The sequence below is a fragment of the Cesiribacter sp. SM1 genome (genome assembly GCF_020178975.1).
Classification (GTDB): Bacteria; Bacteroidota; Bacteroidia; order Cytophagales; family Cyclobacteriaceae; genus Cesiribacter.
The window spans coordinates 1-25,961 of record NZ_JAHXBU010000006.1; the positions used below are offsets into that span (position 1 = coordinate 1).

Genomic DNA, 25,961 nt, shown 5'->3' on the forward strand with positions numbered 1-25,961 from the left:
AGACACTTTTTTGACCTGCTTAAAAAACACAGGTGTTCACTTTGCCCGGAATAAGGTGTTCACTTTCGACGGAACGCTATGTCCAGTTTCACCGGAATACTATGTTCACTTTGGAGCGGAATATCCATATCCATACTTTGCCTTGTCCTTTTATAATCTAGTCCCATCTTGCTATGTTTGTAACGCTAATCTCAAAGGTCAAAAAGATTTCAGACCTAGTACTCACATCCATCCTTTTGTTGAAGGAATAGAAGATACTTTACATTTTAAAATTAATATAGACAAAGTAGATTTCTTACTTGGCAAAAGAGATTTTGATATTTCTTTAGAAGAAACAATCTCAGCTGACTCAACAAAGGCTACTAGAGCAAAGGATAGTTCTGAAATTTTTCATATCCTTGAGCAATACGCTTTCCATAAAGTCTTTGCAGGTGAAATTATTCTAAAAGCATATGTCTATACCGATACTAAAATTGAAGAATTGTTACTAGAATATGCCCCTCACGGTTCACCAATATTTTCTTCTAGAGAAGAAATCAAAGCAATGCTATTTGGAGATTATCTCAATGAAAATGAGCTACACAACAGAGTTCTATCTAAACTAACTAGAAACCTAACGGAGAATATTTGGAAAGATATTTAAATTATATAAATATGCTCACTAAACAAAAAAATCATTTCAGATAAAGATTCTATCGAATGAGATTAAAGATTAATTAAAATGGAAATATTTGCATTTTCTAGCATGAGCATCGACAGATCTGATGTCTCATGCTAAAAGTAGACGAGCAAGTTCTTCCATCCTTTCAAAATAATGGCTAAATCTTCTGGGGATATTCCTTCTTTGAAACCTTGCAAATCTCCCAATGTTAAAGGTAACACTGGTAGCATACCGAGGAGGCAGCTCCTTTTAAATACTTTGCTGAATAAAATTTTTCTACTAAAAAGAATTTGCTATTGCTTTTCTATTTCTTCTTCCCTGATGTGAATCCTATTGGATTCTTATTGAATTGCCCATTAGGTTCCAACTCATTTTCTAAAGAATTAATCCTTTCGTTGAAGATATCGAGTTGGGAGCTTCTGCAGTCACTCAAAAATTTTTTCAAAGTTTCGGTATCCTTGTTTGTTAATTTTGCTTTAGCTTCATTTATGCTAGGCTCAATTAACTCTTTGGTTACTTCAATACTTCTTGAAAAATTAGACATTTTATACTTTTGCCAAATTTTCCTTTTTATGATATTAGCAAGATCAATAATTTGGCTATTTGAAAACAAAATAAGCTGACCCGAAAATTGTGCCCAATTTTCCTTATTCAGCATGTCATTGTATTTCAAAATTTCTAAAAGAGGGGACTGCGGATTTAGTGGATTCAGTTTTGAATCTGAAGTCAAAGCACCATATAAAAGATTAAGCCTTTCTACAGGTAGAGGAGGGAATATTGGTAACTTCAAATCAAACCTTCCAGGCCTAATAACCGCAGGATCTAGTGTATCGATAAAGTTAGTTGCCGCAACAAGTACAATCTGTTTACTAATTAGCTTTGGGATTTCCTGAAGAAGTGTATTTACCACTTTTGCATTTTCCGAACCAGATGAGTTTGTAGAAGATGTTCTTGATGATGCTATTGAATCGAACTCATCAAAAAACACCACAACTTTCTGTTTAGACTTAAGATCATCTAACAATCCTTTCAAGTTATTCATAGCACCATCAACATAAGTACTACCAAACATTGAGCGCGGGATTTCGATAAAATCATACTTTAAGAAATCGGCAATCCAATTAGCCCAAAGTGTTTTACCGCAACCAGGAGGACCATAAAGTAGTATACCTCCCGGATTATTGATACCCCAGTCTTCAATATCTTGAGGATTGGTGATTGGAGCCAATTCATCTATAATGAAAGATTTGATATCATCATATCCAATAATTTTTATTAAGGAATCATCAGATGAATTAGGGTCCTCCTCTAAAGGAGGTTGATGATCTTCAGTAGAATTTAAAGCTTCTGGTCGTTCAATTACTTGTCTACCCGTTAAAAGCTCAATTACCTGATAAGTTGAGAAGTAGAAGAATCTGGTGTCTTCTTTGAAAGTTTCACCTTTGTAACGGAAATTCGTAAAAATTCTGTTTTCTTTAAAAAGCTCTATAACTTGCGATACATCTAACTTGTGCTTTTCTGCAATTTCGCTCATTGTTCTAGAGCTATGCCAATCCTCGTAGAATTCGTCAACAAACCTTTTATTTTTAATAAAATAGTCGTAAAGCACTTCATCAATCTTTTGATTATGAGAAAAAAATCTAGGGTTGCCTATCATATAATCACCTAGCTTAATCCCGAAAACAGCCGAATAGTTATAAAAAGTACGTTTAACAGGATTAATATCTGTTAGTAAATCTTTGACCGTATACATGGATTTTGCGAATTAGAAGTCAGTATTTGTGAATAATGGCAAAAATCAGGTTAAGTAGCTACTTGGACAAAAGCTAAATTAGTACTTCATTTAAAATTGTTATCTGATACAATCTATCTTCCTGTAGAAATATAATAGAGGAACTTAAAGACATATTATTCTAAGTAACTATTGAATTATGCCACAGCATTATTATTGATCTGGCGGATGGTTTGAATAATGACTTTTGCTTCTTCGGGAAACACACCATCCAGCCCCTCATAATTGATATCAGTGAAGGGGGATTCATAAAGTAACGCTGGGTCTACAATGCCATTTAGTTCAAAGTGCTTGATGATGTGCTGAATAAAGGTTTGCTGATCGGCTGATAGGGTAGCTTTTTGGAGTAGATCACTAAATGCGGCCTGTGCTGCTGATGCATCCAAACCCAGAATACTGCGGATAAAGACTCCTAGTGGTTTATCATGTCCTAGCTCCTGTTTGAATTCCTCACGGGTGCCAAAATCGCCAGCTGAAAATAGGATACGCTCTAGCTCCTGCAGCTCATCAGAGGTAATTGGCTGGTTAGTGTGCAACTTGCGAATAACCAAATGACTTTGATTTTGACGGATAAACTTTTCCACCCGCGTTCGATAAGTCTCAAGCCCCTTCAGGTTTTTTATCAGCGATACATCTTCTCCTACTTCATCTACCCTATCTACAAAATCTGTATAGATAATTGCTTGTTTATCTTTCTCAATAAGCCGCACCAGGTCTCGCAAATCACGGCGAATTTCTTCAAGCCTCTGATCTGTAAAGGCAGATAAAAGCTGTTCTCCAAGAATACTACTGATTACCGGAATTTTCTCTTTAACGGCTGGAACATTGGATATTTTTCCAAGATTGTGAGCAGTAGTAACCAACTGTCTGTGCAATCGATCTGTATCAGAACTATTGTTCACCCGGGCCAGCTGAAGCCTAAGTATCAGCAGATCGAAACGCTTTGCTTGTTCGTCTTTATCTGAGACCTCTACTAGGGGCGCCAGATGCTCCCGTAAGCTTGCCATATCGGTACCACTCAAGTTTTGCCATACATCTAGCCTGTGAAACCTCTCCACATGCTGCAGTTTTGCCGCAATACGGAAGCTTTGTCGGTTATTCCACAATTGCTCAACCAAGCTGCGCGCCCAGATCAAATAATCCTGCCGCAGTTGCTGATGCTCATCATCCTGGTACTCAGGGGCACGAAACGCCTCGGCGAGCTGGATTCGAGTCATAAAGAGCTGAGATGAAAGCGACTCCTGATCTGGTGTTACGATGCCCTCAGGATTATGCTCGAAGAACTTAAAATTGCCGCAGAAGTCGAAAACATAGAAGTGTTTCTTATCCATGCCAGGTCCGAACAGATTTTCGCAGAGGCGGGTACCTCGACCAATCATCTGCCAATATTTTGTGCGCGAATACACCGGCTTGAAAAACACCAGATTGAGCACCTCTGGTACGTCAATGCCTGTATCCATCATATCTACAGAAATGGCAATCTGAGGAAGCTTTGCCGGCAAACTAAAATCTTCAATTAACTGCTCCGGGCTCTTTTGCCTGATATCTATAACCTGTGCGAACTTGCCACCATATTGTGGATATTCCTGATTAAAAATTTCATAGATAAGCTCTGCATGGGTTCCCTGTCGGGCAAAGATGATGGTCTTCCCTAGTTTATCGCCACCTTCTACTTTCAACCCATGCTCCATTAGGTGAGCCAGTACTTTTCTAACGGTGTCCTTATTATAAAGCCACTGGTTAATGGCTGTTGCGTCAATTTCTTCTGGGTAATGACCATCCGAATCACCAAACTTCTCTTCATATTCAAGCTTCTCTGCCGGAGAAAGGTCATTGTATTTAATCCCTTTACGCAAAAAGTCAAGGTCTACAGGCTTGCCAACAGGTGGACGAAGATATTCCTTGTCAATGGCTTCATCTAATTCATAATAGGCAGTTGGGTCACCAAGGGAGCAATTGAATAGGTTGTAGGTATCTCTATCAGTTTCGCCCCGGGGTGTAGCTGTTAAGCCAAGAAGCAGAGCATCAAAGTAGTCGAAGATGGCACTATACTTCTTATAGACAGAACGATGTGCCTCATCCAGAATTACCAGATCAAAGTGTCCAACGCCATAGTAACGCCCATCCTTTTTACGCTCGCCATCAATCAGGTTCATGATTGTAGGATAGGTAGAAAAGACCAGGCGTGTATTAGGATCTTCTTTTTCTTCCACCAAATTAACAGCAGTTAAATCGGGTAGGTACTGGTTAAAGGCACGCTTTGCCTGGCGCACCAGCGCATTGCGATCAGCTAGGAAGAGAACACGCTTTGCCCAGTTCGCTTTGCTCAGTACATCTACCAGAGCTGCGGCCGTACGGGTTTTACCGGTTCCCGTAGCCATTACTACCAATGCTCGCCGATGAGCACCAACCAATCTCCCATCATGTTCATCGGCAAAGCGTTCGCTGACTCGCTGAATTACATTTAACTGATAGGGACGACCAGCAATCTTTTTGTCTACCGGCTGCTTTCGTATATCCAAACGGCTGCTTCGGCGATTCACCAGCAGCTGCAGTTCATCCTTGGTATAAAATCCTTGAATGGAACGTGGTGGATAAAACTTATCATCCCATATGGCATGCTCAAAGCCATTGGAATAAAAGATTACAGGGCGTTGCCCATGCATCTGCTCAAGGGCGTCGGCATAAATGTAGGCCTGCTGACGGCCTTCTTCCTTGCTTTTCAGGGTTCTCTTGGCTTCCAACACAGCCAATGGCTTACCATCATCTCCCCAAAGCACGTAATCCGCAATCCCCTTTCCAGTTTTACTTACCTCTGCTGGTAAGCCGGTTAATGGATATTCTGAAACTCTTAGTGCATCCGGATCCCAGCCAGCCTCGCGCAGCAGTACATCAATAAATAGTTGGCGGGTCTCTGCCTCGGTATAGGTAGGCGCTGGTACAGGTATAGCAGCTCCGCCCTCTTGCTTCTCTACCTTTTGCTTTTCTACTTGCTCCTCAAGCTCTCGCGCCTTCTTTTCAGATGCCAATAACTTTTCAGCCTTGTCCTTGAGCTCATCCTGCAATTGCTGAAGTTGTTCTAAGCTACGAGAAGCCTCGGAAGTAGTGGGAATCAGGGCAGCATTGAAGGGAACAAGCACATTTTCTTCCAGTTCATAGGTTGCTGCTAACCATTGCAAAAAATGGTGTAGCCTCTGCAGAGAAGATTCTGCATGATACGGCGTGACCTTATTCTTAGACTTATGGGCAGCATCATTCCCCCGCAGGCGAACATAGTGCAATTCCTGATGATGTTCTTCCGGGACTTCTTTACGAAAAGATGCATGGTTCAGCAAGCTGCTAATATCAGGCAGATGACCTTTGTCGTTGGCTAAATCATAAAGGTCTGGAAAGCCCATGGCCCCATCGAACAGCCAGTGCAGTGCAGTCTCCAGCGTTAAGCGGCTGTAAAAAGCCGAGGAACGCGGATCTGTGTGCACGTAGCGCTCTGCCTGGCTGGCCTGTTCAAATAGCTCCTGCCAGGGTGTAAGCTTCAGAAAGTCGAAATTAGAAGCCATGGGCATTCAGGTTTAGTCAAACAATTCTCCAGAAAAGGCTTTTTGCAACAGTGATTGGTATAGAGTTTCTGATTCCGCTAATTCTTTCTGGGCATTTAATTTTATTGCTTCAATCTTCTCTACTATAGTTGAGAATTTCTTTTGTAATTCTAAAGGAGGTAGCGGTACTGGTATCTTTTCAAGGTTATTCTTATTTAATTTGAATTGATCAATACCTGTAACAAATGGTGTCAAATCGTATGCATTAATTAAGTATTCTAGGTATTCAAGTTCGGCAACTCCGTTATATGACAAAACATGAGCATGATTATTTACCCAGAACTTACCTTTAGCAATGAAAGCATTATTCTTCCTTCTAAATAGCAGGTTCTTCCCGTCTTCTGCTATGAGCAAGTACTCTCCATCGAATCTATAATCATCAATAGTATCAATGATTCCTGTAGCCCCATAATAAGGGAACGCACCTTCCCTTGAATCTCTATCTGCTTGTTTTACCGGAACTCGTTTAGAGTTTTCATTTTTAGCTACTTTCTCAAAGCTTATAACATTCCAACCCTTTTCATTCCTCACAGGATCTCCAAACATGTCTAGAAACAATGATTGTGCAAGTTGGTCGTACTTTTGGAGAATCTGGTGATTGCGTTGGCGGATGGCATCGGCCTTGTATAGGGCTTGGGCTATTCGTTTTTGGAGTTCTAAGGGAGGATAAGGAATCTTAAATTTATCAAACCTTTTTTTGGTTATATGCTTCATTGTGGAACCATGAACCTCTCTTCCCATTTCGTTAAGGGAATGTTGAATAAGGTATCTAAAAAAAGATTTATCGAAGGCTTTTTTATCAAATTGAACTTTAAAAATATGTTGATTGAGCCATGCATCCTTACCTGTCCACTCATAAATGCCAAGTGTCGCTGACCATGAGATTAATAAATCACCTTTCTTAACCTTATATCTATCGCTTAGTCTACCTTTGAAGTAGTTTACTTCTTTAGAGCTTTTAGTAAGGTTCTGAATCCTTATTATCTCTTTTCCTTCATCGCTCCAATCTTCTGGTTTGAACGCATGTCCATTAATAAAAGTAGCAGCATCCCCTAATGAAATTATTTGCCAAACACTCATCCTAAAAGCGCCTCCAACGCTTGAAGATCTTGGCTGTTTTGCAGCTGTAGTTCTTTGATATGGGTAATGATTTCCTTAGGAGCATCATATTGCACCTGCTCATACACCAATTCCTTGTACCGATTAATGGAGAGGTCATAATCCTGTGCCACTATATCGGCTCTAGGCACAAAAAAACTCTTTTCCTTCCGTTGGCGCTGCAGCTCTTCTTCAGGCTTTTGCCAACGCTCTAGAATATCGGGAATATCGTTTACAGCAATAGGCTGGCGTTTGTCATCAAGACTGTAGCCATCGGCCTGCATGTCGTAGAACCACACTTGGTCAGTACCACCCGAATTTGTTTTGGTAAAGACTAAAACGGCTGTACTAACCCCAGCATAAGGTCTAAACACACCGCTGGGCATACTAATTACCGCCTGCAACTGCTGGTTTTCAACTATCTCTCTACGTAAGGCTTTGTGTGCGCCGGTACTGCCAAATACTACACCATCGGGTACAATTACTGCTGCCCGTCCGCCTACCTTTAACATGCGCAGCATGAGCGACAGAAAGAGCAGCTCTGTCTTTTTAGTTTTGGCAGTACTTAGTAGGCTATTTTCTACGGCATCGTAATCCAGGCTGCCAGTAAAAGGTGGGTTAGCCAAGATCAGGGAGTATTCATCTTTTATATGAGCATTTGCCTGGGAGAGTGCATCATTGGGATTTAGCTTAGGATGCTCAATACCATGCAGCATCAGGTTCATGGCTGCTATCTGCATCATGCTCGCATCAAATTCAATAGCATTAAACATTTCATTGTTGAAATGCTGCTTTGATTCCGGCTTATGAAATATTTCAGGATGCTTGTTCCGCAAATACTCCCCAGTTTCTACCAGAAATCCCGCCGTACCAGCTGAAGGATCGCACACGACATCGGTTGGCGTTGGTTTCACAATTTCCACCATCATGCGAATGATGTGCCTAGGCGTACGAAACTGGCCATTTGTACCAGATGTTGATAATTTGCTCAGCAGGTACTCGTAAAGATCGCCTTTAGTATCTCTATCCTTCATAGGGATCTTATCGATCATTTCAACCGCCTTATCCAGTAGACGAGGAGATCTAATCATGAAGGTGGCATTGTCCAGAAAGCGAGCAAACTGACCTTCTTCTCCGCCCACAGTTTTCATGAAATCAAAGGCAGTGATAGGCCGATCATCCGTCGTTCTGGTGAAGATCTCATACATTACCTTCGGATCAAGGTCTTTGAAATAGCTCCAACGCAGCTCTCTTTGCTCTGGAGTATAGATGGGCTTTTCAATGGCAGTACCTAAACGATTGGCTTTGCTTTCTTTTAGCGTTTGTTCCTCATCCAGCCTCCGCAAAAAAAGCAGGTAAGTGATCTGCTCAATCACCGTAAGAGGATTGGCAATTCCTCCAGTCCAGAAGGTTTCCCAAAGAGCATCTATATCAGATTTTAATTGTCCAGTAATCATTTTTATGAAAGTGGTAAGCGGGTAACAATATAAATATTTAAGCGAAAAATGCTGACTAATAAGAGATGATTTAAATCTTTTTTCAGCAACTATCAATGGATGAGTTAGTAAGAATGGATAAGCAACAGTAAGAAGAAGTTTATTTCTGTAGAATTCTACAGAAGTATTTGAAACCATTCTTATTAGTGTTTTCTGTATACTTTACTACGGTAATCACTTGACCTAATTTTAACTCATGTTCTGTGATCACCTTCGGTAAAATCCAACAGTCTTGGACATAAAAAGTGCGCTCTTTTTGCTCCAGTGGCCCTACAATATGAGGCAGAGACTTTACTGGCTCTGACTTTGTTAATGATTTATTAGTCTCTGTATCTGGATAACGGTCAATATAATGTTCACACCAACACAGAACATCCATGACCATAAAAGTAAGGCTGTGAAGCAGGTATGGTGAAATGTTATATTCTTTTAGTGCGGCTTCATTTCTTTGAGCTTCTTCTACATCAAAGTGAGGTTCATTATGATGGGAACCGAAATTGGTGCGTTGGATAATGTAATTTATAGAATTAGCAATGGCTAATGGAAAATGAGCTTCCTTCTTTAAGATGTAGACTGTTCCGTCAATTTCAATAAGCTCCCCCGACATGAATTTATTTGAATAAGCCAGACTAACCCGATCATTTTTAACAAAAGCATCAGGTAAGACTTTTCGATTATTCAAGCACTTAAACAATGCTTCGAGGGTCTTCCTAAGTCGATTAAGGTAATCTTCATTTTCCTGATTTAACCCAAATGTCAGCTCTTCTATCTGTAGTAAGCAGTCCAGCAGGTATCGTTCAGATTTTCTACCTAAATACTTTTGATTCAACACATTAAATGCTGGTTGATACCTAATTCGAATCCTGTTTTCTGGCTGATTATTAACAGCCTTTTCAATAGCTTCAAATAATAGCTCAGGGGGATTTTTTTTGTCAAAAGTAGGGATATCTAGATGATCAACCTCCCCCTCAATAATCCCCTTCTGCCCGGAGTAAATAAAACAAGGTATTGGGTTCTTAGCACTAAATCTTGTAACACGTTTATAAGCTGTGTATAGCCCCTTCATTGAAGGTACAGTATCCGTTTCGTTCTCATAGGTGACGGCATCAAGTATCAAGGCATCTACTTGATCTGGATTATTCTCTAAATAATCCATTCCGCCTTTCACATTAGTGTATCCAGTAATTTCAATCCCATTAACATATGCACTATCTAGTAAAGGATGCTCATCGTGATATTTGTCGTCAATCCAAAGAACTCTCATCTTCATAAAATTTATGATAAATAGGTATATCAAATCCAAATCCAACTGTATATCCTTCTACAGGCTTAACAACGCTTATTTCGCCATTAAGAACCTCCAGGCACTTATATATAGTATATCCCCCATAACCAGTATTACCAGTTTCTCCAGCATGCAATCCTCTTTTTGTCAGTATATCGACAGTAAAATCCTGTGGCAGTGGATTTCCATTGTTATAGACATAAAAATGAGCGTAGTATTTATCATCAATATCTGCACCTACAGCCACTTCCAGTTTAATTTTAGGACTGGAAGTATATCCTTTACTAAAGCCATGAAGCTTAGCATTGCTGATTAGATTGTTGAAGATTTTTATCAATAAGTTTCGGTTAACCATAGCTGAGTAATACACATTGAATAATGGGTTATGTGCATCCAGTGTTATCTCTTCTTCAAAGGCAAATTCCTGACCTGTAAAGAGGGGTAAAATATGCTCCTGCACGAAGTCTTTAATATTTACTTCATGCAATTCCTCATCCTTCTTTGCAACATTCAATAAGTCATCTTCTGTATCTAAACTGTTAGCTGCTTCATCCAGAAAATTGTTTAGCATGTCCAGAAAATGCCTCACAGGCTTATTATTTCTACCAATTGGTTCATCAAGACTGAAATGAGCATTTTGCTTATCCAATTGCGAAAGGTGAAACTGTAAGACGGAAAGTGTGGATCTAAAATTCGTAAAATGTTGCCCAAAGTTATGCTTGAATATTTTGAAACCTTCATTAAGTTCTTGATCCCTCTGAGCAAGTTGCTTTTGCAAGCGATCAATCAAGGGAGCAAGTACCTGTTGTGCCTCAAGAGCTATTTCAACACGAGCTTTCTGTTCTTGTATAGTTGGTATCCTTAACCGAAGTGATAAAAGATTCTTTCTTGAAATTCTTGGTAATGCCTCTCCTGTGCTTAAAAATTCCAGTTGTTCTAAGACAAAGTCAGATGACAACTCCTGCAGCAGGTAGGTAATGTCTACTTTAGCATTATCTTTTATCTTTAAGGCAAAAACAGTTGGAGGTAGTACTGCTTCGGTTGAGAATTTTGCAAAAGTTGGCTTCAAAGCATTTTTGCTGCTTAAAATGTTTGACAAAAGGAACATTTCCCCTTTCACAATAACTTGATTATTCCCATTAGCAGCATCAAAAAGCTTTTCGAATTTGATTTCCTTTTCTGTCAGTGGCTCTTCTCTCCATGATTCATTCAAGTCTTTTGGTGTAATATAGGCAACAAATTCACCTGTAACATTGCGAGTATAGTGAGGGACAAAGGTTAAAATATCACCTAATTTAACTATGTTTTCTTTTTCCTGGCCAGGATAGAAAAATCCTATTCCATCATCATAAGAAATACCACGTTGATCCTCCGAAGGAGCTTCAGGGTTGTTATTAAACTCTGGAGCAGAAGGCTCCAGCTTATATTGCGCTTCGAATAAATATCTCCCTGGACTTAAGTCAAAATCATTTAAAGTTACTTCATGTACATTCACGGTAACAGCAGTATTTTCTACTGTTTTGTCCTGAACAATTGTTTCAATGAGCTTCTCATGTGCTAAGCCAAAGAATTTTGCATCTACCTGAGTACGAAAACTTTTAGCATCAACAAATCTAACTCCTTCCCTTTCATCTTTTGATTTATTAAGTACAAGAAGGCAAGTTGTTATGTTAGTTTGTTGAACCATACCTGCGGGGAGACTTATAACCAGCTCTAACAAGTCTTGCTCAAGTAAAAATTTACGCACCTCCTTACGGTTAGAATCAGTCAAAAAACTTGATTCAGCAAAAACAATTATCTTTCCAGTGGCTGTGGTAGTTGCCAAGCCATCTACAATAGACTCCTCAGAGAGATAGGTTTTTCGACGTGAAGTAGGCGTTAATGACTTACTTCCTTCAGCCCGCAAGGGAGGAAAGGCAATGAAGGACTGATACTGTCCTTTTTGTACACCACCAACGCTATTGATTACTTTAAGATCCATGCGTAGCTTATGAGCAATATCTTCCGCTAAGTCCAGGCTGCTGTATCTGGGGGGAATTATAACACCATGTAGCTGATGCTTGCTTACCTCCCATGGCTCAAGATTTTGAATAAGCACAGATCCCTTAGTATTGGCTAGCTGAATACTCAAATTGATTACATCCTGTGAGACTTTCCATATGCCACTTGCAGTAGAACTTTTAAAGTAGTGTGCTTGAAGACTAGAGATTAGATCAGGGAAATTTTCCATGATTTGCCTAAGTTCATTTGTGCTGACAGGATCAATATCGTTAATCAGAGAAAAAAGATTTTCTTTGTTTTGCTTGTTTAGGCCGATAAGATTTAGTCGGTGCTCTGTATTACCAAGCATTCTTTCGACAAAGGAAATGCGATCCTCTTGAACGAGTGACTGCACAATGATCCATAGAAACTGCATCGCTTGTTCGTAGCTCTGTGAGACTCCGCTGTGAACCAGAATATTTCTGATCTTATAAAATTTAGAAACAAGTTCCTTGTGCATAGAAAGTCAATTTAAGGGAAATGAATGGACAAAGAAATGAGGCTACCCAGAGCTATTGATTTGCTGATGGAAGGAGCGTTTGTTCATTGTCGGAAGATCCCTCCAATTCAAGGGAGGGAATTTCCTGAATAGCAGCCCCGGCAATACCACGTAACTTGCCATACATACTAGCTGTGTTATGGGTTACTCGTTCAAGCATCGTTTCGCGCTCTTTCCACTGCCTAGTATAGGTTCTTCGTTCTCTATCTAACTGCAGGCGCATAGATTCAAACGTACGAATTATTTCCTCCAGGTGCATTTTAAAGTCAACGCTTGTAAGATAATTATACAGAAGTGCCATCTTACTATCCTGGTTAATATGTGCCACTTTCAGGTGTGAAAGGTCAATTAGGTTATGACGGATCAAAGAGGCAGCGATCGGGAAGGTGCCAAAGGAACAAACTAGAATACCGTCAATCCAACCGAATTCGGTAATACCATCGGGCATGGCCTCTGTTACCAGTATGGCAACCTCGGCAACAACACGCTGCTGGTCTTCGCGTAATTTTTGTAACCAAGCTTGGCTAAAGTGCTTGGTCCTCTTACTCTCATAGAGCATAATTCCACAGGCTTTGCCACTGTCATCAATAACCTTTTGCATGGTATCTGCTCCATTAAGGCCTTTAGGAACCTCCTGGATTTCATCCTGGGGGAACAGCTTACGTAATTTACATTCAATAGCCAACTCCTGTACTTCACCCTGTAACTGCATGGAACCTTGTTCTGACTTGCGTTTAAGCTCACTCACTTGTTTGCGCATATCCTCAAGCTGCTTATCCTTTTCGGCTAGCTTCAGCTGGTGCTGCTCTGATTCACGTTTTGCTATTGCTTCTTCTAGTTCCACTCTTTGCTGACTTAGCTGGCGCTCGAACTGCAAACGCAGGTCCCGCTCCTTCTCATCAAGCTTCCGCTGAGTTTGCTCTAGCTTTATTTGAGCCTCCCTGGCCAGCGCCGCCAGCTTACTTTTTTCCTCCAACTCTTCTTTTAGCGCAGAGACCTCCTGAAGACTTTCCTGCCTTACCTGCTGACGAAGCTTTGCCAAATTATCAGCCTCTTTCCGCTGCTGCTCCTGGCGCATTTCGACTTCTTTCTGTGCTACTAAGCGTGAGACCTTAGTATCCACCTCAAGTTGCTGTTGCTTTAGTCGTTCTTCCTGAATTTTCAGGATATTCACCTTCTCTGCTACTGTTTTGTTCTGCTCTTCTTTCCAGCTTCTCATTTCATGCTGGAGACGCTTTTTCTCTTGATCCAGTTGATATTTCATGTGGTGGGTAAGGGCAGCTTCGGCATTGAACTGGTGCTTACACTCGGGGCAGGTAATCTGTGTCTGGCTCATAGCTAGAAGTTTTTAATGTTTGGTTAACCTACTTCTTACCAAAGCTGTGCCAAAGCACAAAAAGCCCCTTAAGCTGTTGTTTTAGTTAAATTAAATATCAATATTTAATTTTATATGTCAAATAATGATATGAAAAGTAAAATTTTAATCTCTTGGCTTGCCTTCAATAATGACTTCGAGAAGGATCACGATGAACGAATTACAGGCGCAAGTAAAAAAGGGCCCACTTTTCAGTATCATGAATACTTCTATGAACATGACAAGCATATCATCCTCTTCAACAGTCAAGACGATACACGAGCAGAATTTTTAGAGGCGCTTCTAAAGAGGTACTTTCCTGATCATGTAGTAGAACTAAAGCCGGTAAAACTTGAAAGCGTTATTGACTTGACGGAAATCAGGCAAAAAGTAGCATTGGTGCTTGAGGAGCATAAATTACATGACATAGATATCTTCTTTTCTCCCGGCACTTCCATCATGCAGCTGGCTTGGTACATCTGCCACACTTCTCTTTCCCACATAAATACACAATTGATTCAAACACAAGCCGGCAGACACAGAAAAGATGGGAAGCCCCAGCTTATTACTATTCAGGTCGAAAAATCCAGCACGCCTATTTCTTTGTTAAGCAAGCAGTCTGATACCACACCTGATCAAAAGTATGAATACTGTTACACCGAATCTATAAAGCCTGTTTATGAACGTGCCAGGATGGTTGCCGAGGCAGATGGAATCTCCACCCTTATCCGTGGCGCCAGCGGTACGGGCAAGGAACACCTGGCTTATTCTATCCATGAAGGCTCAGTCCGCAAATCAAAGCCATTCCTTGCCGTTAACTGTTCTTCTTTAGGAGATGAGCTGCTTGCATCAACTCTCTTCGGCTACGTAAAAGGGGCATTTACAGGAGCCGAGAAAGACAAAAAGGGCTTTTTTGAAGAAGCGGATGGTGGCACTATTTTTTTGGACGAAATAGGCGATATATCTCCTTTTATGCAGCAGTCTTTGTTACGGGTATTACAAAGCGGAGAATTCACTCCTGTAGGAGACACCAGATCTAAAAAAGTAAATGTCCGTGTAATTGCCGCCACTCATAAGGACTTGGTGAGCTTATGTGAGGAAGGAAAATTCCGCTGGGATCTGTATTACCGGCTGGCTGTCGCGGAGCTGGAGCTACCTACTTTGCAAGAGCGCGGCCAGGCTGAAAAGGAGATTATGCTGCATTACTTTCTGGAAGCACAGAAAAACAAATTCAGGCGAAAGAAGGCTCTAAAGCTTGCTCCTGAAGTTAAAGCTGAACTAATGTTATACCCTTTCCCCGGCAACATCCGCGAACTTGAAAATGTCATCTCTTCCCTTTATGTTTTTACTGAAGAAGATATAGTTTCAAGTCTGGACCAGCTTCCAAAGCGTCTGCTTCAGCAAAAGGAGAAGCATTCTTTGCGCTGGCAGGACGTTGAAAAGGTTCATATAGAGCGGGTCCTGAAAATATGTAGTTACAATCAAAGCAGAGCCTGCAAGCTTATTGGCTACAGATCTATCAATACGTTGAAAAAGAAAATTGAGGAATACAACATAGCGTTAGAAGGAGCAATCTAATCTATTCCGATCAGAAGATTTCGGCCTAATGCTTTACAATAGAATAGATTTTTACCATATTGAACAATACATACAGGCAGATCATTCTGTTTATGCATGCCTGTTATTTTCTGCAGAAAGCTTTAAATCTAATTTAATTTAAAATTTTATTTCTCCTCCAGCTATGAATGCTGTAAAACTGACTTTAGCTGATATCCTTAAAATAGAGGGTAACATTGAGCACTACCACATCCCAAAGTACCAGCGCGAATACACCTGGGGAAAATATAATTGGGAGGTATTAATAAACGACATTAACGAAAATGATCCTGATTACTTCATTGGCTCCATTATCGTTGTTAATCACTCAGACGATCTTCGGCCAGGTGAGGAGAAAATTTACCAGGTAATTGATGGCCAGCAAAGGCTTACGACCATTAGCATTGTCCTTGCCGCAATTTACTATCGCTACAAAAAATTGCAGGAAGAACTGGAAGAAGATGATGACGACGAAAAGATGGATTTTGCCATTAAACTAAATGGTATCAAGAAGAAACTCGTCATCAGGAAGAAGCAATACTATAGTGATGAACAAGGAGGCTTCAAAGAAGGAAAAGAAATGTGCTTTCTGCGGGTACAACCATCCAGCCAGAACAACAATCTGCAGGACTACAAGTACATATTGGCACAGTGCGGGATACTGAAAGAAGTTGAGTACCCAAGAAACTTTGGCAATAAGCGATTCAGCAAAGCTTTTGAGTATTTCTACAGTCAGCTGCCCGAGGCAAAAGACGAACTTGACGAACTCCTAAATAAAATCAACCGTCTAGTTTTCATCCATATCTCAGTAAGCTCCCAGGCTGATGCTTTCACCCTGTTTGAAACACTCAACAATAGGGGTGTTCCCCTTTCTCCAATCGACATTATCAAGAATAATCTCTTGGCTGAAATGGAGAAGCAGCACAATCAGGAGATTGACGTTTCTTACGATCAGTGGCAGGAGCTATTAGAATTTGTACCTGATTATGACAGCCAACTTCGTTTTTTACGCCAGTATTATAATGCATTTAAGGTTTATGATACTGTAAGACAGGAAAGGATCAGCAGAGCCACCAGAAGTAATATCCTGCAGATCTATGAAAGGCTTATCAAGAAAGACGCACAGAAAACTTTTGATGAGCTACTGGATAAAGGAGCCGTATATGGTAAGTTCTCAGGAACAAACCAGGAGGCGAACCGAAAAGTAGCTGCAATGCTCACAGAGCTTAACATGGTGGGTGCAGCAGCCTCTTATACTGTCCTGCTTCACTTATTTTCACACCGCGATAAGCTTATTAGCGAAAACACAATTGAAGAGGTAATCTCTTTCTTAATCAAGTACTATGTTAGACGAAATGTTACTGATTATCCTAGCACTAGGGATTTGGATGGTATCAATATTGAGGTTGTCGAGAAGTGCCATAAACAGCTGGTAGAGGAAGGATACATATCTGCAAGCACTGTAATCGATGCCCACTTAAATAACTCTAAAGCAAAGCCTGAAAGCTTGCAAAACTTCCAGGAGTGGCTGGAAAGCGATATGTTTATAAACAACTCAGGCATGACACGTTACCTTCTCTGGAAATTAGACAGCATCAGCCATAGCCGCGAATACGCTCCAGATTTGTGGAAGAGAAACCCGAACAACGGTAACTATGTCTGGACTATCGAACATGTACTACCACAGGGAGAAAACCTGCCAAAAAAATGGATAGAAATGATCGCTGATGGAGATAAGAAGTTAGCGAAAGAGATCCAGGATGAATGGGTTCACAAACTTGGTAACTTAACCCTTTCTGCCTACAACTCTAACTTATCAAATAAGTCTTTTGAGGAAAAACAGTCTAAGTCCCAGCGTAATATCCTGAACGAAGAAATGTGGATTGGTTACAAGAATGGTTTGGCTCTAAACAAGCTCCTTTTTAGCATAGATCATAAAAACCAAAGCCTGGCAAGTGCCAATACCTGGAACGCTGACATGATTGAAGCTCGTACCAATGCCATGGTTAAACGCATTATCGATATCTTCTCATTTGAGAATGAAACTGTTAACACAGTTACTGTTTAGGTGTGAGGGTATGAAAGCTATTATTCATTGCTTTTTGACGCTTTACTTCGTTTATCTTTCTGTATTGGTTAAAACAATTTACCAACAGTAAGATACCTAGTAAGCCAAAAAGCGTCGTCATTCTAAACCTTCTAGGATCCTCCAGATGAATGGATCTCTCCAAAAAACTATATTGGTCAGCGTACATCCTTTGCAGCATCTGCAGCTCTTTTAGCCGATGCAAATGATATTCAAAATATTCATCCTTTTCCAGACTATTCATGGCCTCCTTATAGCTCCCAATCTCCCATTCAAGCCGTTTTAAATGAGGAAAAATATTCTCTTGTTTTACTGTTGGGTAATTGAGATAGCCTAGATAAATGAATCCAGTAGCAAACAGAAACATGATAGCTGGAGACAAATACTCTTTGGCCTGCTGATAAAAAAAGGCAATGGTTATAATTATTGGGCCTATTATGTAAAAAAAGGGAATTAAAACATCTGTTAGATACAATGGGGCAATCCCTATCGTTTCAGGATACCCATTATTATCGAACGCTGTCAGTAGCTGTAGTGCAAATGCAATAGCGATGATAATATTGATAACTTTAACTGTAGTCTTCATTAATCCTGAATTAGCAAACTTTCTACTTCACAAAGGCTTAACTTTGAAAATTTCATATACCAGTAACAGGAACTTCACTTGAGGTAATAACAGGTTCTTTGAAGAGTTGCTTCTCTGTTCTAGGTGATACTACTTGTTCTGTATAATGTTTATCTTCGTATATATTGGTTTCAATAATCGCTACAACCTTAACAGTTGCATCAATTCCATCGACAAAATTATCATTCGCTAAAATTATGTACCAGGTTCCTTGGCAAATACCCGGATCTGTAAACCTCTTATAGCCAGCTACGCCTTTTCCTTCATCATAAATTTTATAAGGCTGCCCAGCATGAAATAAATTTGCATTTTCTTGGTCGGCAATTCCATAAATCACATCTTCTCCTACTTTAGGGGTCGCCATATCCGAAATTGCACCTATTGCAAGTGCGCCCAATGGTGTAGTGTAAGTTGTCGCTATACCTTTAACTAGTTTTGATAACACTTTTGAATTTTGATCCCAGGCTTGTTTACCGGCTTCATTTACCCCAACCCAATAAGCCCACGAGACAACTCTTTTTGTTCTTAAACCACTTGCTTCGTTTCGGGGTAGTGTAAAGAAAAGGCGGGTTCTATTACCATTGTCATTTGTCTGAGAATGTACTCTCTGAGTTTTATCAAGAATCGATTCTTCTCTTTGTTCAGTTTTAACTAATTCCCTTTTAACCTTTTGGAGGTAGGTGGTGTCGTAACCTACGACTACATCTTTTGTGAAGGTGTTCCATGTAGTATCCTGTCGAGTAACCCAATTTACGGCAGAGTTAAACTTTGTAGTAGTCTCATTGGCTGGAATGCGCTGAATTTTAATCTTACAAATCCTTCCAGATATTGCAGTATTCTTGAGGCGGAAGACGTAGACTCCTGTTTTAGGGACGTTTATAATTTTATTTTCGATTTTTTTGCTCTTATAGTCAGAGAACTTAGAGCTACTAGGATATTCTATAACTTCAATTTCCTTCACTTCCTTATTTCCAACCTCTTGGAAGCTAAAGACTATTTTATCTCCTTCCGCAAAGCCGTAATAAAGTAATTCTTCTTTCATTCCGCCCAGCTTTATTGTCTGTTCAGTTAGGTCAATGGGAGTTTGAGCGAAGGCATTGACAGTAGAAAATAGTAGTAGTGCAATAACTACAAGCTTGCTGCTCATAATTTTATATATCAGAAGTTGAGAGTATATTTTTTGATCACTAGCCGGCTTTTGCCAAAGATCGTCACAAAGACCAAAGGTTATTTAATGCATTATTGGCGAACCTAAAAAAGGATACTACACTTTTTCTTTAAGGCATGGATGTTAGGTATTTTAGAGAACATGCTGACTCAACAGCTGATAGATCTCATGAATATCATTGTCCTTCCTAAACTCCTTTACAAGTGGTTGTGGCAATCCTCTTATCCAAATCTTAAGCTCCGAATCTACATCAAATGTACCTGCTGTCTCAACTGAATAAAGGGTAATACTTTTATAGGGAATACAGAGGTATTCTGTTTTTCTACCCGTTAAGCCTTGTTTATCTACGAGAATTAGACGTTTGTTAGTAAAGACGAAAAAGTCTCTTACACTTTTGAAAGCATGCTGAATTTCCTCTCCAGCAATAAGCATATGACCGAACTTCTGCTGAATCTCCTGTTGAGACATTTTGCTATTCGTGCCAAGTAATGCGTCAATTAAGCCCATAATGTTTTGGTTGAAATGAGAAAGAGCTTGCAATGTAACAATAGGTCTACAAAATAGAGGTTCAACTTTAAATCAAAAAGTACATAAACCTTACTTTATATGAAACTCTTTCACTGTGCTGATATAGTTTATCTGATCCTTGATACCCACTCTCTACTCTTTACTGAGAATAATGAGCAAATTTGATCATGGCAGTAAGGGATCCAGCTCATTCGATTTCCACCTAGCCCACATAAGCCAGTTAGCCTGCTCAATTGTTAGACCTGCATTGGCTGCCGCTTTAACTTCAACAGCGTCTAAGTATTCTCTAAGTGCTTTTGCCTGCTGCCACCGCTGAGCCTGATCCAGCAACTCTTTGAGGGCGGCAAGTTCTTTTTCTTTCTGCTCCCTTAGCTCCCTCTCAATCCGTAGCTTTTCTTGCTCTTCCAGGCGAAGCTTTTCATGCTTAGCCTGTTCAACACTCATCCTTTCAGTTTCTGCTTCAAGTTTCATAAGAATAGGCCACAGTTGCTCTTCTAATGGGAGCTTAGCATCTTTCCACTCCTTAACTGGATACCTGTCCACTCGCAAAGCTAGCTTTCCAGTTGCCTGATACTCTCTACTCGTCCATGCACTATCTGAGTATGAGGATCTGTGCTCTACATAAGCCAACCTCATGAATTCTTTCAACTGGATCTCAATAGTTTGTTTACCAATAACAGCACAGGTACTACCATGAATGATATTAATATCATGCCCTCTGGCTCTGAGTAATTTTATGAAAGTATCCATAAAGCGAAGGGCCCGCCCTACACTCTTTGGACTTACTCTGATGTCTAATTGACCACCAGCAGTCCAGACTAAACCCCCATGTTGGTAGCGGCGGCCCTTACCACTAGTTAAACTATCCTTGGCTGCAATAATTAGCGGGTCGGGGTTAGTTAACCTTGAGGGAACCTTCAGTGGTAAGCTATCTCTGAGATTCTCGTATTGTGCCTGATTATTAGCTTTCTTCTCTAGCTCACCTGTTGCTCTCAGCTTTAGAATTATTTCTTTTACGTCTTTGGTATTCGAAGGCAATGGTGTAACCAATATACGCTTATTACGCTCTACTTTACGCCAATGACCAGCAGGAGGCAAAGGGATTTTGTGCCTCCTGCAAAGCTTACGTAAACTGCTTTCGGATACTTTGTACTTTTTTGATAGTGTTAGCACAGGAGTAGACCACACCAAATCATAAAGCTCCTTTCTGCTGAATACTTCTTTTTCCATTTTGCTCATTTTATTTCTGAAGCTAATGAAAAGAGGCATCTGAACCCTAAGAAGCTGGTAACTTGAATAGCAAATCGCAGAATGAACAGTCAAACTAAATGCTGCCCCCAGGGCTGTAACAAACAAGTTGTTAAATATTCGAAGAATACGTTAACCATCCCAGAATAGGGGATAACCTTCGTCGTTTAATGCACAACCATATTTAGGATCTCGTTTAACTAGATAATCAGCTAGATCATACTCATTCATTTTTTCTTAGTCTGTCAGTTGTTTCTGCAGGGTATCATCTATTTTAATGATAAAACCCTTCTCATGAAAAGCGGAAAGCTTAGTATTCTAAAGGTTGAACGCGTTTGCATCTGGAAATAAAACAAACTGCCGGTCATCTAGTCCCGAAAACAGTTCTGACTTCAGCATACTAATACTGCCTAAAGCAAGCCAAACATATTCAGGAAGCAAGTTTGATAAGATGATGGCTGTTTTTTCACTCTCCACAATGCCTATCAACTTTTCTTGACTATCTCTGGCTAACTTATGCTCCCCAAACAGGCACTGGAAAAGCTTAAACTCGTTTAACTTCCCTTAAGCCTGCTCAAGCTTCTGCAGAATCACTTCCGCAGGCATGTCAGCATTCAGAAATTCAGCTATCTTTTGCCTAAAAATATGACTTCTAGCCGCCGACTCTGCTTTCCCTTGATCATAGTCAATAATGAAGTTATCACCTTGCTTCTTCGACCTTTTACTTCGAACATTCAATATACCCGATAGTTCTGCCATAATCTGCAGCTTCATTTTCTCTACTAGCACCTCCCATTCAGCTTTTGAACAGCCGATTAGCTTGGCCCTCCAAAACATTTTATAAAGGATATTCCCCCTGTCAATTTCTTCGGGTATGTCGGCAATACTTGCCTCCCCGCCAGCCAAGTTTATTCGTATTTGTTCGTAGTCGCTGTGAAAGACTTCAAGAATTGCTTTTTTGGTTTCCTCATGAGCTGATTTCCGGGCCTCAAGCTTCTTTTCCTCTTCTCTTGAACACTCATAATCCAACTGCTTTTGTAATGCGCCCTGGTGCTCGGTTCTTAGCTCGTTAATGTAAGCGTTGAGCCACTGACGAACATCCTTGGCTGTGAAACCATACACCTTGCCATCCACATCATATTTGCCAGACATGCCATTGAAAATGGCTCGCTTAAGCTGTCCAAAGGTCAGGCTGCGAAATTCCCGTACTACCTCCATAATACCCATAATCAGCATGTCTTGCATTTGCTCGGATAGCTTTTTGGGCTTATCAATGCCAGCCAGAATGTCAATGTTCTCCAGGCATTCAGAGAGGTACCCAATTATGCTCCCTTCACCGATACTAGATTGGAGCATTGCCCCTATGCCAGTGGTATTGAAGTCACACACGGCCAGCTGTTGGGAAGGTGAGAGCTCGGGGCAGAGGTTAAGATCCTCAGGTCTTGGTACTAGAACATTAAATTTGGGTAGTTTTTGGATGCTGCTCATTGTCTGTTCTGCCCAAATCGTAACTTCCTCCCCTCTATATTCCTTTGCCTTTGCTCAAAATCATCTACTTTGCCTGTATGTGATATGATTTGCTTTTGATCTTTAGGGCTATAAAGGCCAATATATCCTTTCTCGATACTGTATTGTATCTTTTCTACAGCATCACGCTCACTGATGCGCTCTAAAGCTTCGAGTTGGCGCTTTATACTAGTAGGTGTTAGCTTATTTCGCTTCTCGAAGTGGTGCTTCTCCCATTCTTCCCAGGCCTGGGCGAATGCATGACCATGAGGTAACTCAATAGATACCCTCTTTGCCGACAGAGGCCTAATAGTTGCACTTTCTTTTTTGGCGGAATTTTTTTCTTTTAAATTTGATGGCTGTTCAAAGGCAGAGGGTTCCACCATTTCCTCTTGTTCAACATCAATTACCTCATCTTCATGTTCAATGCTCCTTTCCCCCTGGGGGCTAGGGAGTGCGTAAGAGAGATGGAGGTTAGAAGATGTGTTAGTATCTGGTTCAGTATTTGGTAAACCATCATATGATTTCGCTATATGTTCATCACGCGATTTCGCCTGATCTAGATTATGTGATTCCACAAAATGTTCATCCGAATTCGTTTTATCTTCATGCCATTTCGCTTGAGGGTTAGCAAGATTAAAATATTCACTCTTGGGGTTAATTGTGTACCAGTTGGTGCGGTCGCTCCGGTGTTTATTAAAGTTGCCTACCTCTATAACTCCTGCATTTTTTAGCTTCTTTATAATGCGCTGAATTTGCGATATAGACCAATAAGGGAAGGACTCCTGCAAAGCTTTTAGGGTGTTATAGCTCCAGTACCTATTTTCATGATAATTGAGTTCATTCCTTTTGTTGAGGGCTAACCAGTACTGCAGATTTTTTAAAAAGACTGCACAGTTTAAACCTAAAGATTTTGCTATTCTAACATCAAAAGAATGCACTTTAATTTCTTTTTTCATGCTTAGTCCTCCCCGGCTTTAAACTTTGGATCGCCAATCAATTTTGCAGTTGTGCATAACCGAAATGCTAGTTATCGGGCACTTTGCTTTGAACGGAACCCTTATATGGCGAGAGCCTTCTAAGTCTGACAAACACGGGGTAACCATTCCTCTCTCCAGTTTTAGGACTATGGCAATCTGTCCTGAAGTAGTGTACTGCAGCTGATAAAGGATGACATCAAATTTACAGCAATCTTCAGCAGGGTAATATTCTTTGACAGAGTGCTCAATACCAATCTCAAAGTCCTTATTGGTGACCCAGGCATAAAATTCCGGATCTAATTGCTCTTTGCAACTCTGTTTACTCAGATCTTGCTCAAACACAACTAAGCCATCTTTCATATACTGATGAAGGCAGTGGAGCATATAATTGTAGAACCAATTGAACTCTTCTTTTCCCCATTCAAAAAATATACAGCCATGCTCTTTCAGCACTGGCATTTCTGCCCCGTCTAACATTTTGCTGGAATAGTAATCACCAAACTTAAGGATGATTTTTCTCCGCTTAAATGTTTTACCCTTACCCTTTATATAGTTAGAGCAAATCAAAAATTTAGGGCCAGTAGTTGCTGCCAGATGAAAATTGCCTTCATAAAGTCTTCTACCTATCAACCCTTCCGAAATGATGGAATTTAAGCACTCTGTTGGGAAATTCGGGTTTGGATCATCAATCCATACGATCTGAGTTGATTCCTTCACATCCTGAAAGCAAAAAACATCTTTGCCATCAAAGCCTTTCCCGTCAATTCTTTCAACCTTTCTACATTGAGATATAGCTTTAGCCAGCATGCTTTTTCCAGTACCACCTTCAGCAGCGGCAGTTTTACCCGCTACTTCATCATAACAAATTACCGCATTATGATTTGCCGGTGTGCTATAATTATGCAATAGATAGTCAATAGCTAACATAAAGCTCCGCACTTTCTGAGCCTCACTGTCGCATATATTAGCAATGAATTTTGCAAATTGTGAGGAGAATCCAATATTTTGTTCCAGCTCAATGTCAAAATCCATAATACTGTCACTCCACACGTAAAAACGTTTAAGCTTCTGGTAGTTCAACAGGTTAAACCCATCATGTTTAACTTGTTCGACCCCATTTCGAAATGGGGAGTAAGAAGTTTTTGCATCATCATGCATCATTGGCTTCTCAATCATTGGCAGTATACTCCAATAAGACTGATGAAACATATAGTGCTGGTGTGAATATAATGCCTGCTCTAGCTCATCCCGGTAAATCTCGCCTGTTAATTCATTAGGATCATATCCTATTGCCTGCTTTTCAGGATAAGCCTGAATGAGGCTAAGGACAAAATTTCTTAGCTCTAGCTCAGTTGCTCGGGAAACAATATTATCCTGAACCCTTACAAGCTGAATTTCTGTGTCGGCGCCATAAGTTCTAAAGCCTGCCTCAACAAGTATTTTAGTAATCACTGGCAGATTAAACTTAGTAAACCAAAGCTTTTCGTGTTTAACACCAAGGTTTAACAAGTCAAACTGATATGACTTAGTGTTAAATTTAGTAACCCTTTTGCGTTTAAATTCCTTTTTGTGGTTTTGGAGGCTAATAGCTACAGTTTTAATTTTTATCTTACTCATGCTCCTCCTCCCATCCTAGACCTACAAACTGCTCCCAAATAATTTGCTCATATTCAGAGTAATCCTTGAAAGGATCTGTGAGAATATGCTCTTCTTTTGGATCATAATCCAAAGCAATATCTACTTCCTCAACAGCAGCATGTAGTTTGCGAACAATACGGATTTGCTCCCGATTTAACTTCGGGTAAATTTTTTTGAAGCTGGAAATCATGAACTTGACTTCTCTGTGACCCTTTTTATCTAAAGGATGTCCCCTGTACATATTAAACAGGAATAGTGATTTCAAGAAGTCAGGATCTAATTCATTAGACAGGACCTTTGACCTTACAAGATTTGAGATTGTTACACCTTGATCCTTTGCCTGGGCGTGAAGCGCTTCCTTTTCCTGCTTCGTTACCTTAAAACCTATTTGTTCTTCTTTCATGAGGATAGGAATTAAGATTTGGAAGATGATTGATCGAAAAGTTTGGCCAGGTCAGAACGCCTGTAATAAACTTTTCCGCCAACTTTTGTATATGGAAGTGCACCAGACTTGCGTTGCTCCCAAAACCAGGTTCCACCCTTCCCTAATGCCTGTCTTGCTTCATGTTCGGGAACATACTCTTCTACAGGGCTTACATGTACACCCTTTTGTTGATATTCTAAAAGTTTATCAACCTTGGCATCCATCTTCTCTACCCGCTCAATAAATTCATGCGGCACCAAAACAAAGCTCCCGCTAGTCTCGCTGCGATTTGAGTTAAAATGTTTCATACCGCCAAGAAGCAGCATGAATCAGTGCAATTC

Annotated in this window: 19 protein-coding genes and 1 pseudogene; 3 read left to right on the forward strand and 17 right to left on the reverse strand. The window is 40.3% G+C overall.

Annotation, left to right across the window (positions count from 1 at the left end; translation table 11 throughout):
• The coding region (locus tag KWJ01_RS01360) for a hypothetical protein (protein WP_224994477.1) at nt 1–643 on the forward strand (643 nt) is incomplete at its 5' end.
• A 322-nt stretch (nt 644–965) separates the two neighbouring features.
• Here KWJ01_RS01360 and KWJ01_RS01365 read toward each other — a convergent pair.
• The 7 genes from KWJ01_RS01365 to KWJ01_RS01395 form a co-directional block, all read right to left on the reverse strand.
• A complete protein-coding gene (locus KWJ01_RS01365; protein WP_224994478.1) occupies nt 966–2,414 on the reverse strand; it encodes an ATP-binding protein in 1,449 nt (482 codons plus the stop codon).
• A gap of 176 nt (nt 2,415–2,590) precedes the next feature.
• Nucleotides 2,591–6,016 carry a DEAD/DEAH box helicase family protein gene (locus KWJ01_RS01370; protein WP_370634625.1) on the reverse strand — a complete coding sequence of 1,142 codons (3,426 nt, stop codon included), beginning with the start codon at nt 6,014–6,016 and terminating at the stop codon, nt 2,591–2,593.
• A 6-nt stretch (nt 6,017–6,022) separates the two neighbouring features.
• A complete protein-coding gene (locus KWJ01_RS01375) occupies nt 6,023–7,129 on the reverse strand; it encodes a restriction endonuclease subunit S (protein ID WP_224994480.1) in 1,107 nt (368 codons plus the stop codon).
• A complete protein-coding gene (locus KWJ01_RS01380; protein ID WP_224994481.1) occupies nt 7,126–8,781 on the reverse strand; it encodes a class I SAM-dependent DNA methyltransferase in 1,656 nt (551 codons plus the stop codon). The genes KWJ01_RS01375 and KWJ01_RS01380 overlap by 4 nt, the downstream gene beginning before the upstream one ends.
• On the reverse strand, nt 8,744–9,913 hold the full coding sequence (locus KWJ01_RS01385) for a hypothetical protein (RefSeq protein ID WP_224994482.1): 1,170 nt from the start codon (nt 9,911–9,913) through the stop codon (nt 8,744–8,746). Before KWJ01_RS01385 ends, KWJ01_RS01380 begins: the two co-directional genes overlap by 38 nt.
• Nucleotides 9,888–12,428, reverse strand: a complete 2,541-nt coding sequence (locus KWJ01_RS01390; RefSeq protein ID WP_224994483.1) for an N-6 DNA methylase — start codon at nt 12,426–12,428, stop codon at nt 9,888–9,890. Before KWJ01_RS01390 ends, KWJ01_RS01385 begins: the two co-directional genes overlap by 26 nt.
• Before the next feature lie 52 nt (nt 12,429–12,480).
• Entirely contained in the window at nt 12,481–13,803 is a 1,323-nt protein-coding gene (locus KWJ01_RS01395) for a DUF2130 domain-containing protein (protein WP_224994484.1), read from the reverse strand.
• Between the two features lie 114 nt (nt 13,804–13,917).
• Here KWJ01_RS01395 and KWJ01_RS01400 point away from each other — a divergent pair, with 114 nt between their 5' ends.
• Both KWJ01_RS01400 and KWJ01_RS01405 read left to right on the forward strand, forming a co-directional pair.
• Complete coding sequence (locus tag KWJ01_RS01400) at nt 13,918–15,399, forward strand: sigma 54-interacting transcriptional regulator (RefSeq protein ID WP_224994485.1); 1,482 nt, start codon at nt 13,918–13,920, stop codon at nt 15,397–15,399.
• Nucleotides 15,400–15,562: 163 nt separating this feature from the next.
• A complete protein-coding gene (locus tag KWJ01_RS01405) occupies nt 15,563–17,485 on the forward strand; it encodes a DUF262 domain-containing protein (RefSeq protein WP_224994486.1) in 1,923 nt (640 codons plus the stop codon).
• Here the strand turns inward: KWJ01_RS01405 and KWJ01_RS01410 are convergent.
• The 10 genes and pseudogenes from KWJ01_RS01410 to KWJ01_RS01455 all read right to left on the reverse strand — a co-directional run bounded on the left by KWJ01_RS01410 (nt 17,475) and on the right by KWJ01_RS01455 (nt 25,928).
• On the reverse strand, nt 17,475–18,089 hold the full coding sequence (locus KWJ01_RS01410) for a hypothetical protein (protein WP_224994487.1): 615 nt from the start codon (nt 18,087–18,089) through the stop codon (nt 17,475–17,477). The two genes, KWJ01_RS01405 and KWJ01_RS01410, sit on opposite strands and share 11 nt — an antisense overlap.
• A gap of 52 nt (nt 18,090–18,141) precedes the next feature.
• Nucleotides 18,142–19,275 (reverse strand): hypothetical protein, encoded by a 1,134-nt coding sequence (locus tag KWJ01_RS01415; protein ID WP_224994488.1) that lies wholly within the window; start codon nt 19,273–19,275, stop codon nt 18,142–18,144.
• 153 nt (nt 19,276–19,428) lie between these two features.
• Nucleotides 19,429–19,803, reverse strand: coding sequence for a PH domain-containing protein (locus tag KWJ01_RS01420; protein ID WP_224994489.1), 375 nt, complete (start codon nt 19,801–19,803; stop codon nt 19,429–19,431).
• Between the two features lie 186 nt (nt 19,804–19,989).
• Nucleotides 19,990–21,054: a hypothetical protein gene (locus KWJ01_RS01425; RefSeq protein ID WP_224994490.1), complete on the reverse strand. Its 1,065-nt coding sequence runs from the start codon at nt 21,052–21,054 to the stop codon at nt 19,990–19,992.
• A gap of 336 nt (nt 21,055–21,390) precedes the next feature.
• Nucleotides 21,391–21,618 (reverse strand): annotated as a pseudogene (locus KWJ01_RS28195) (DUF6371 domain-containing protein); the annotation flags it as partial.
• Nucleotides 21,619–21,636: 18 nt separating this feature from the next.
• Nucleotides 21,637–22,560, reverse strand: coding sequence for a hypothetical protein (locus tag KWJ01_RS01435; protein ID WP_224994491.1), 924 nt, complete (start codon nt 22,558–22,560; stop codon nt 21,637–21,639).
• Nucleotides 22,557–23,537 (reverse strand): hypothetical protein, encoded by a 981-nt coding sequence (locus KWJ01_RS01440; protein ID WP_224994492.1) that lies wholly within the window; start codon nt 23,535–23,537, stop codon nt 22,557–22,559. The genes KWJ01_RS01435 and KWJ01_RS01440 overlap by 4 nt, the downstream gene beginning before the upstream one ends.
• Before the next feature lie 18 nt (nt 23,538–23,555).
• Complete coding sequence (locus KWJ01_RS01445; RefSeq protein ID WP_224994493.1) at nt 23,556–25,175, reverse strand: hypothetical protein; 1,620 nt, start codon at nt 25,173–25,175, stop codon at nt 23,556–23,558.
• Nucleotides 25,168–25,599, reverse strand: a complete 432-nt coding sequence (locus tag KWJ01_RS01450; protein ID WP_224994494.1) for a hypothetical protein — start codon at nt 25,597–25,599, stop codon at nt 25,168–25,170. The genes KWJ01_RS01445 and KWJ01_RS01450 overlap by 8 nt, the downstream gene beginning before the upstream one ends.
• Nucleotides 25,600–25,610: 11 nt before the next feature.
• The gene (locus KWJ01_RS01455; RefSeq protein WP_224994495.1) at nt 25,611–25,928 is read right to left on the reverse strand and encodes a helix-turn-helix domain-containing protein; all 318 of its coding nucleotides are present in this window, start codon (nt 25,926–25,928) and stop codon (nt 25,611–25,613) included.
• Between the last annotated feature and the right edge of the window lie 33 nt (nt 25,929–25,961).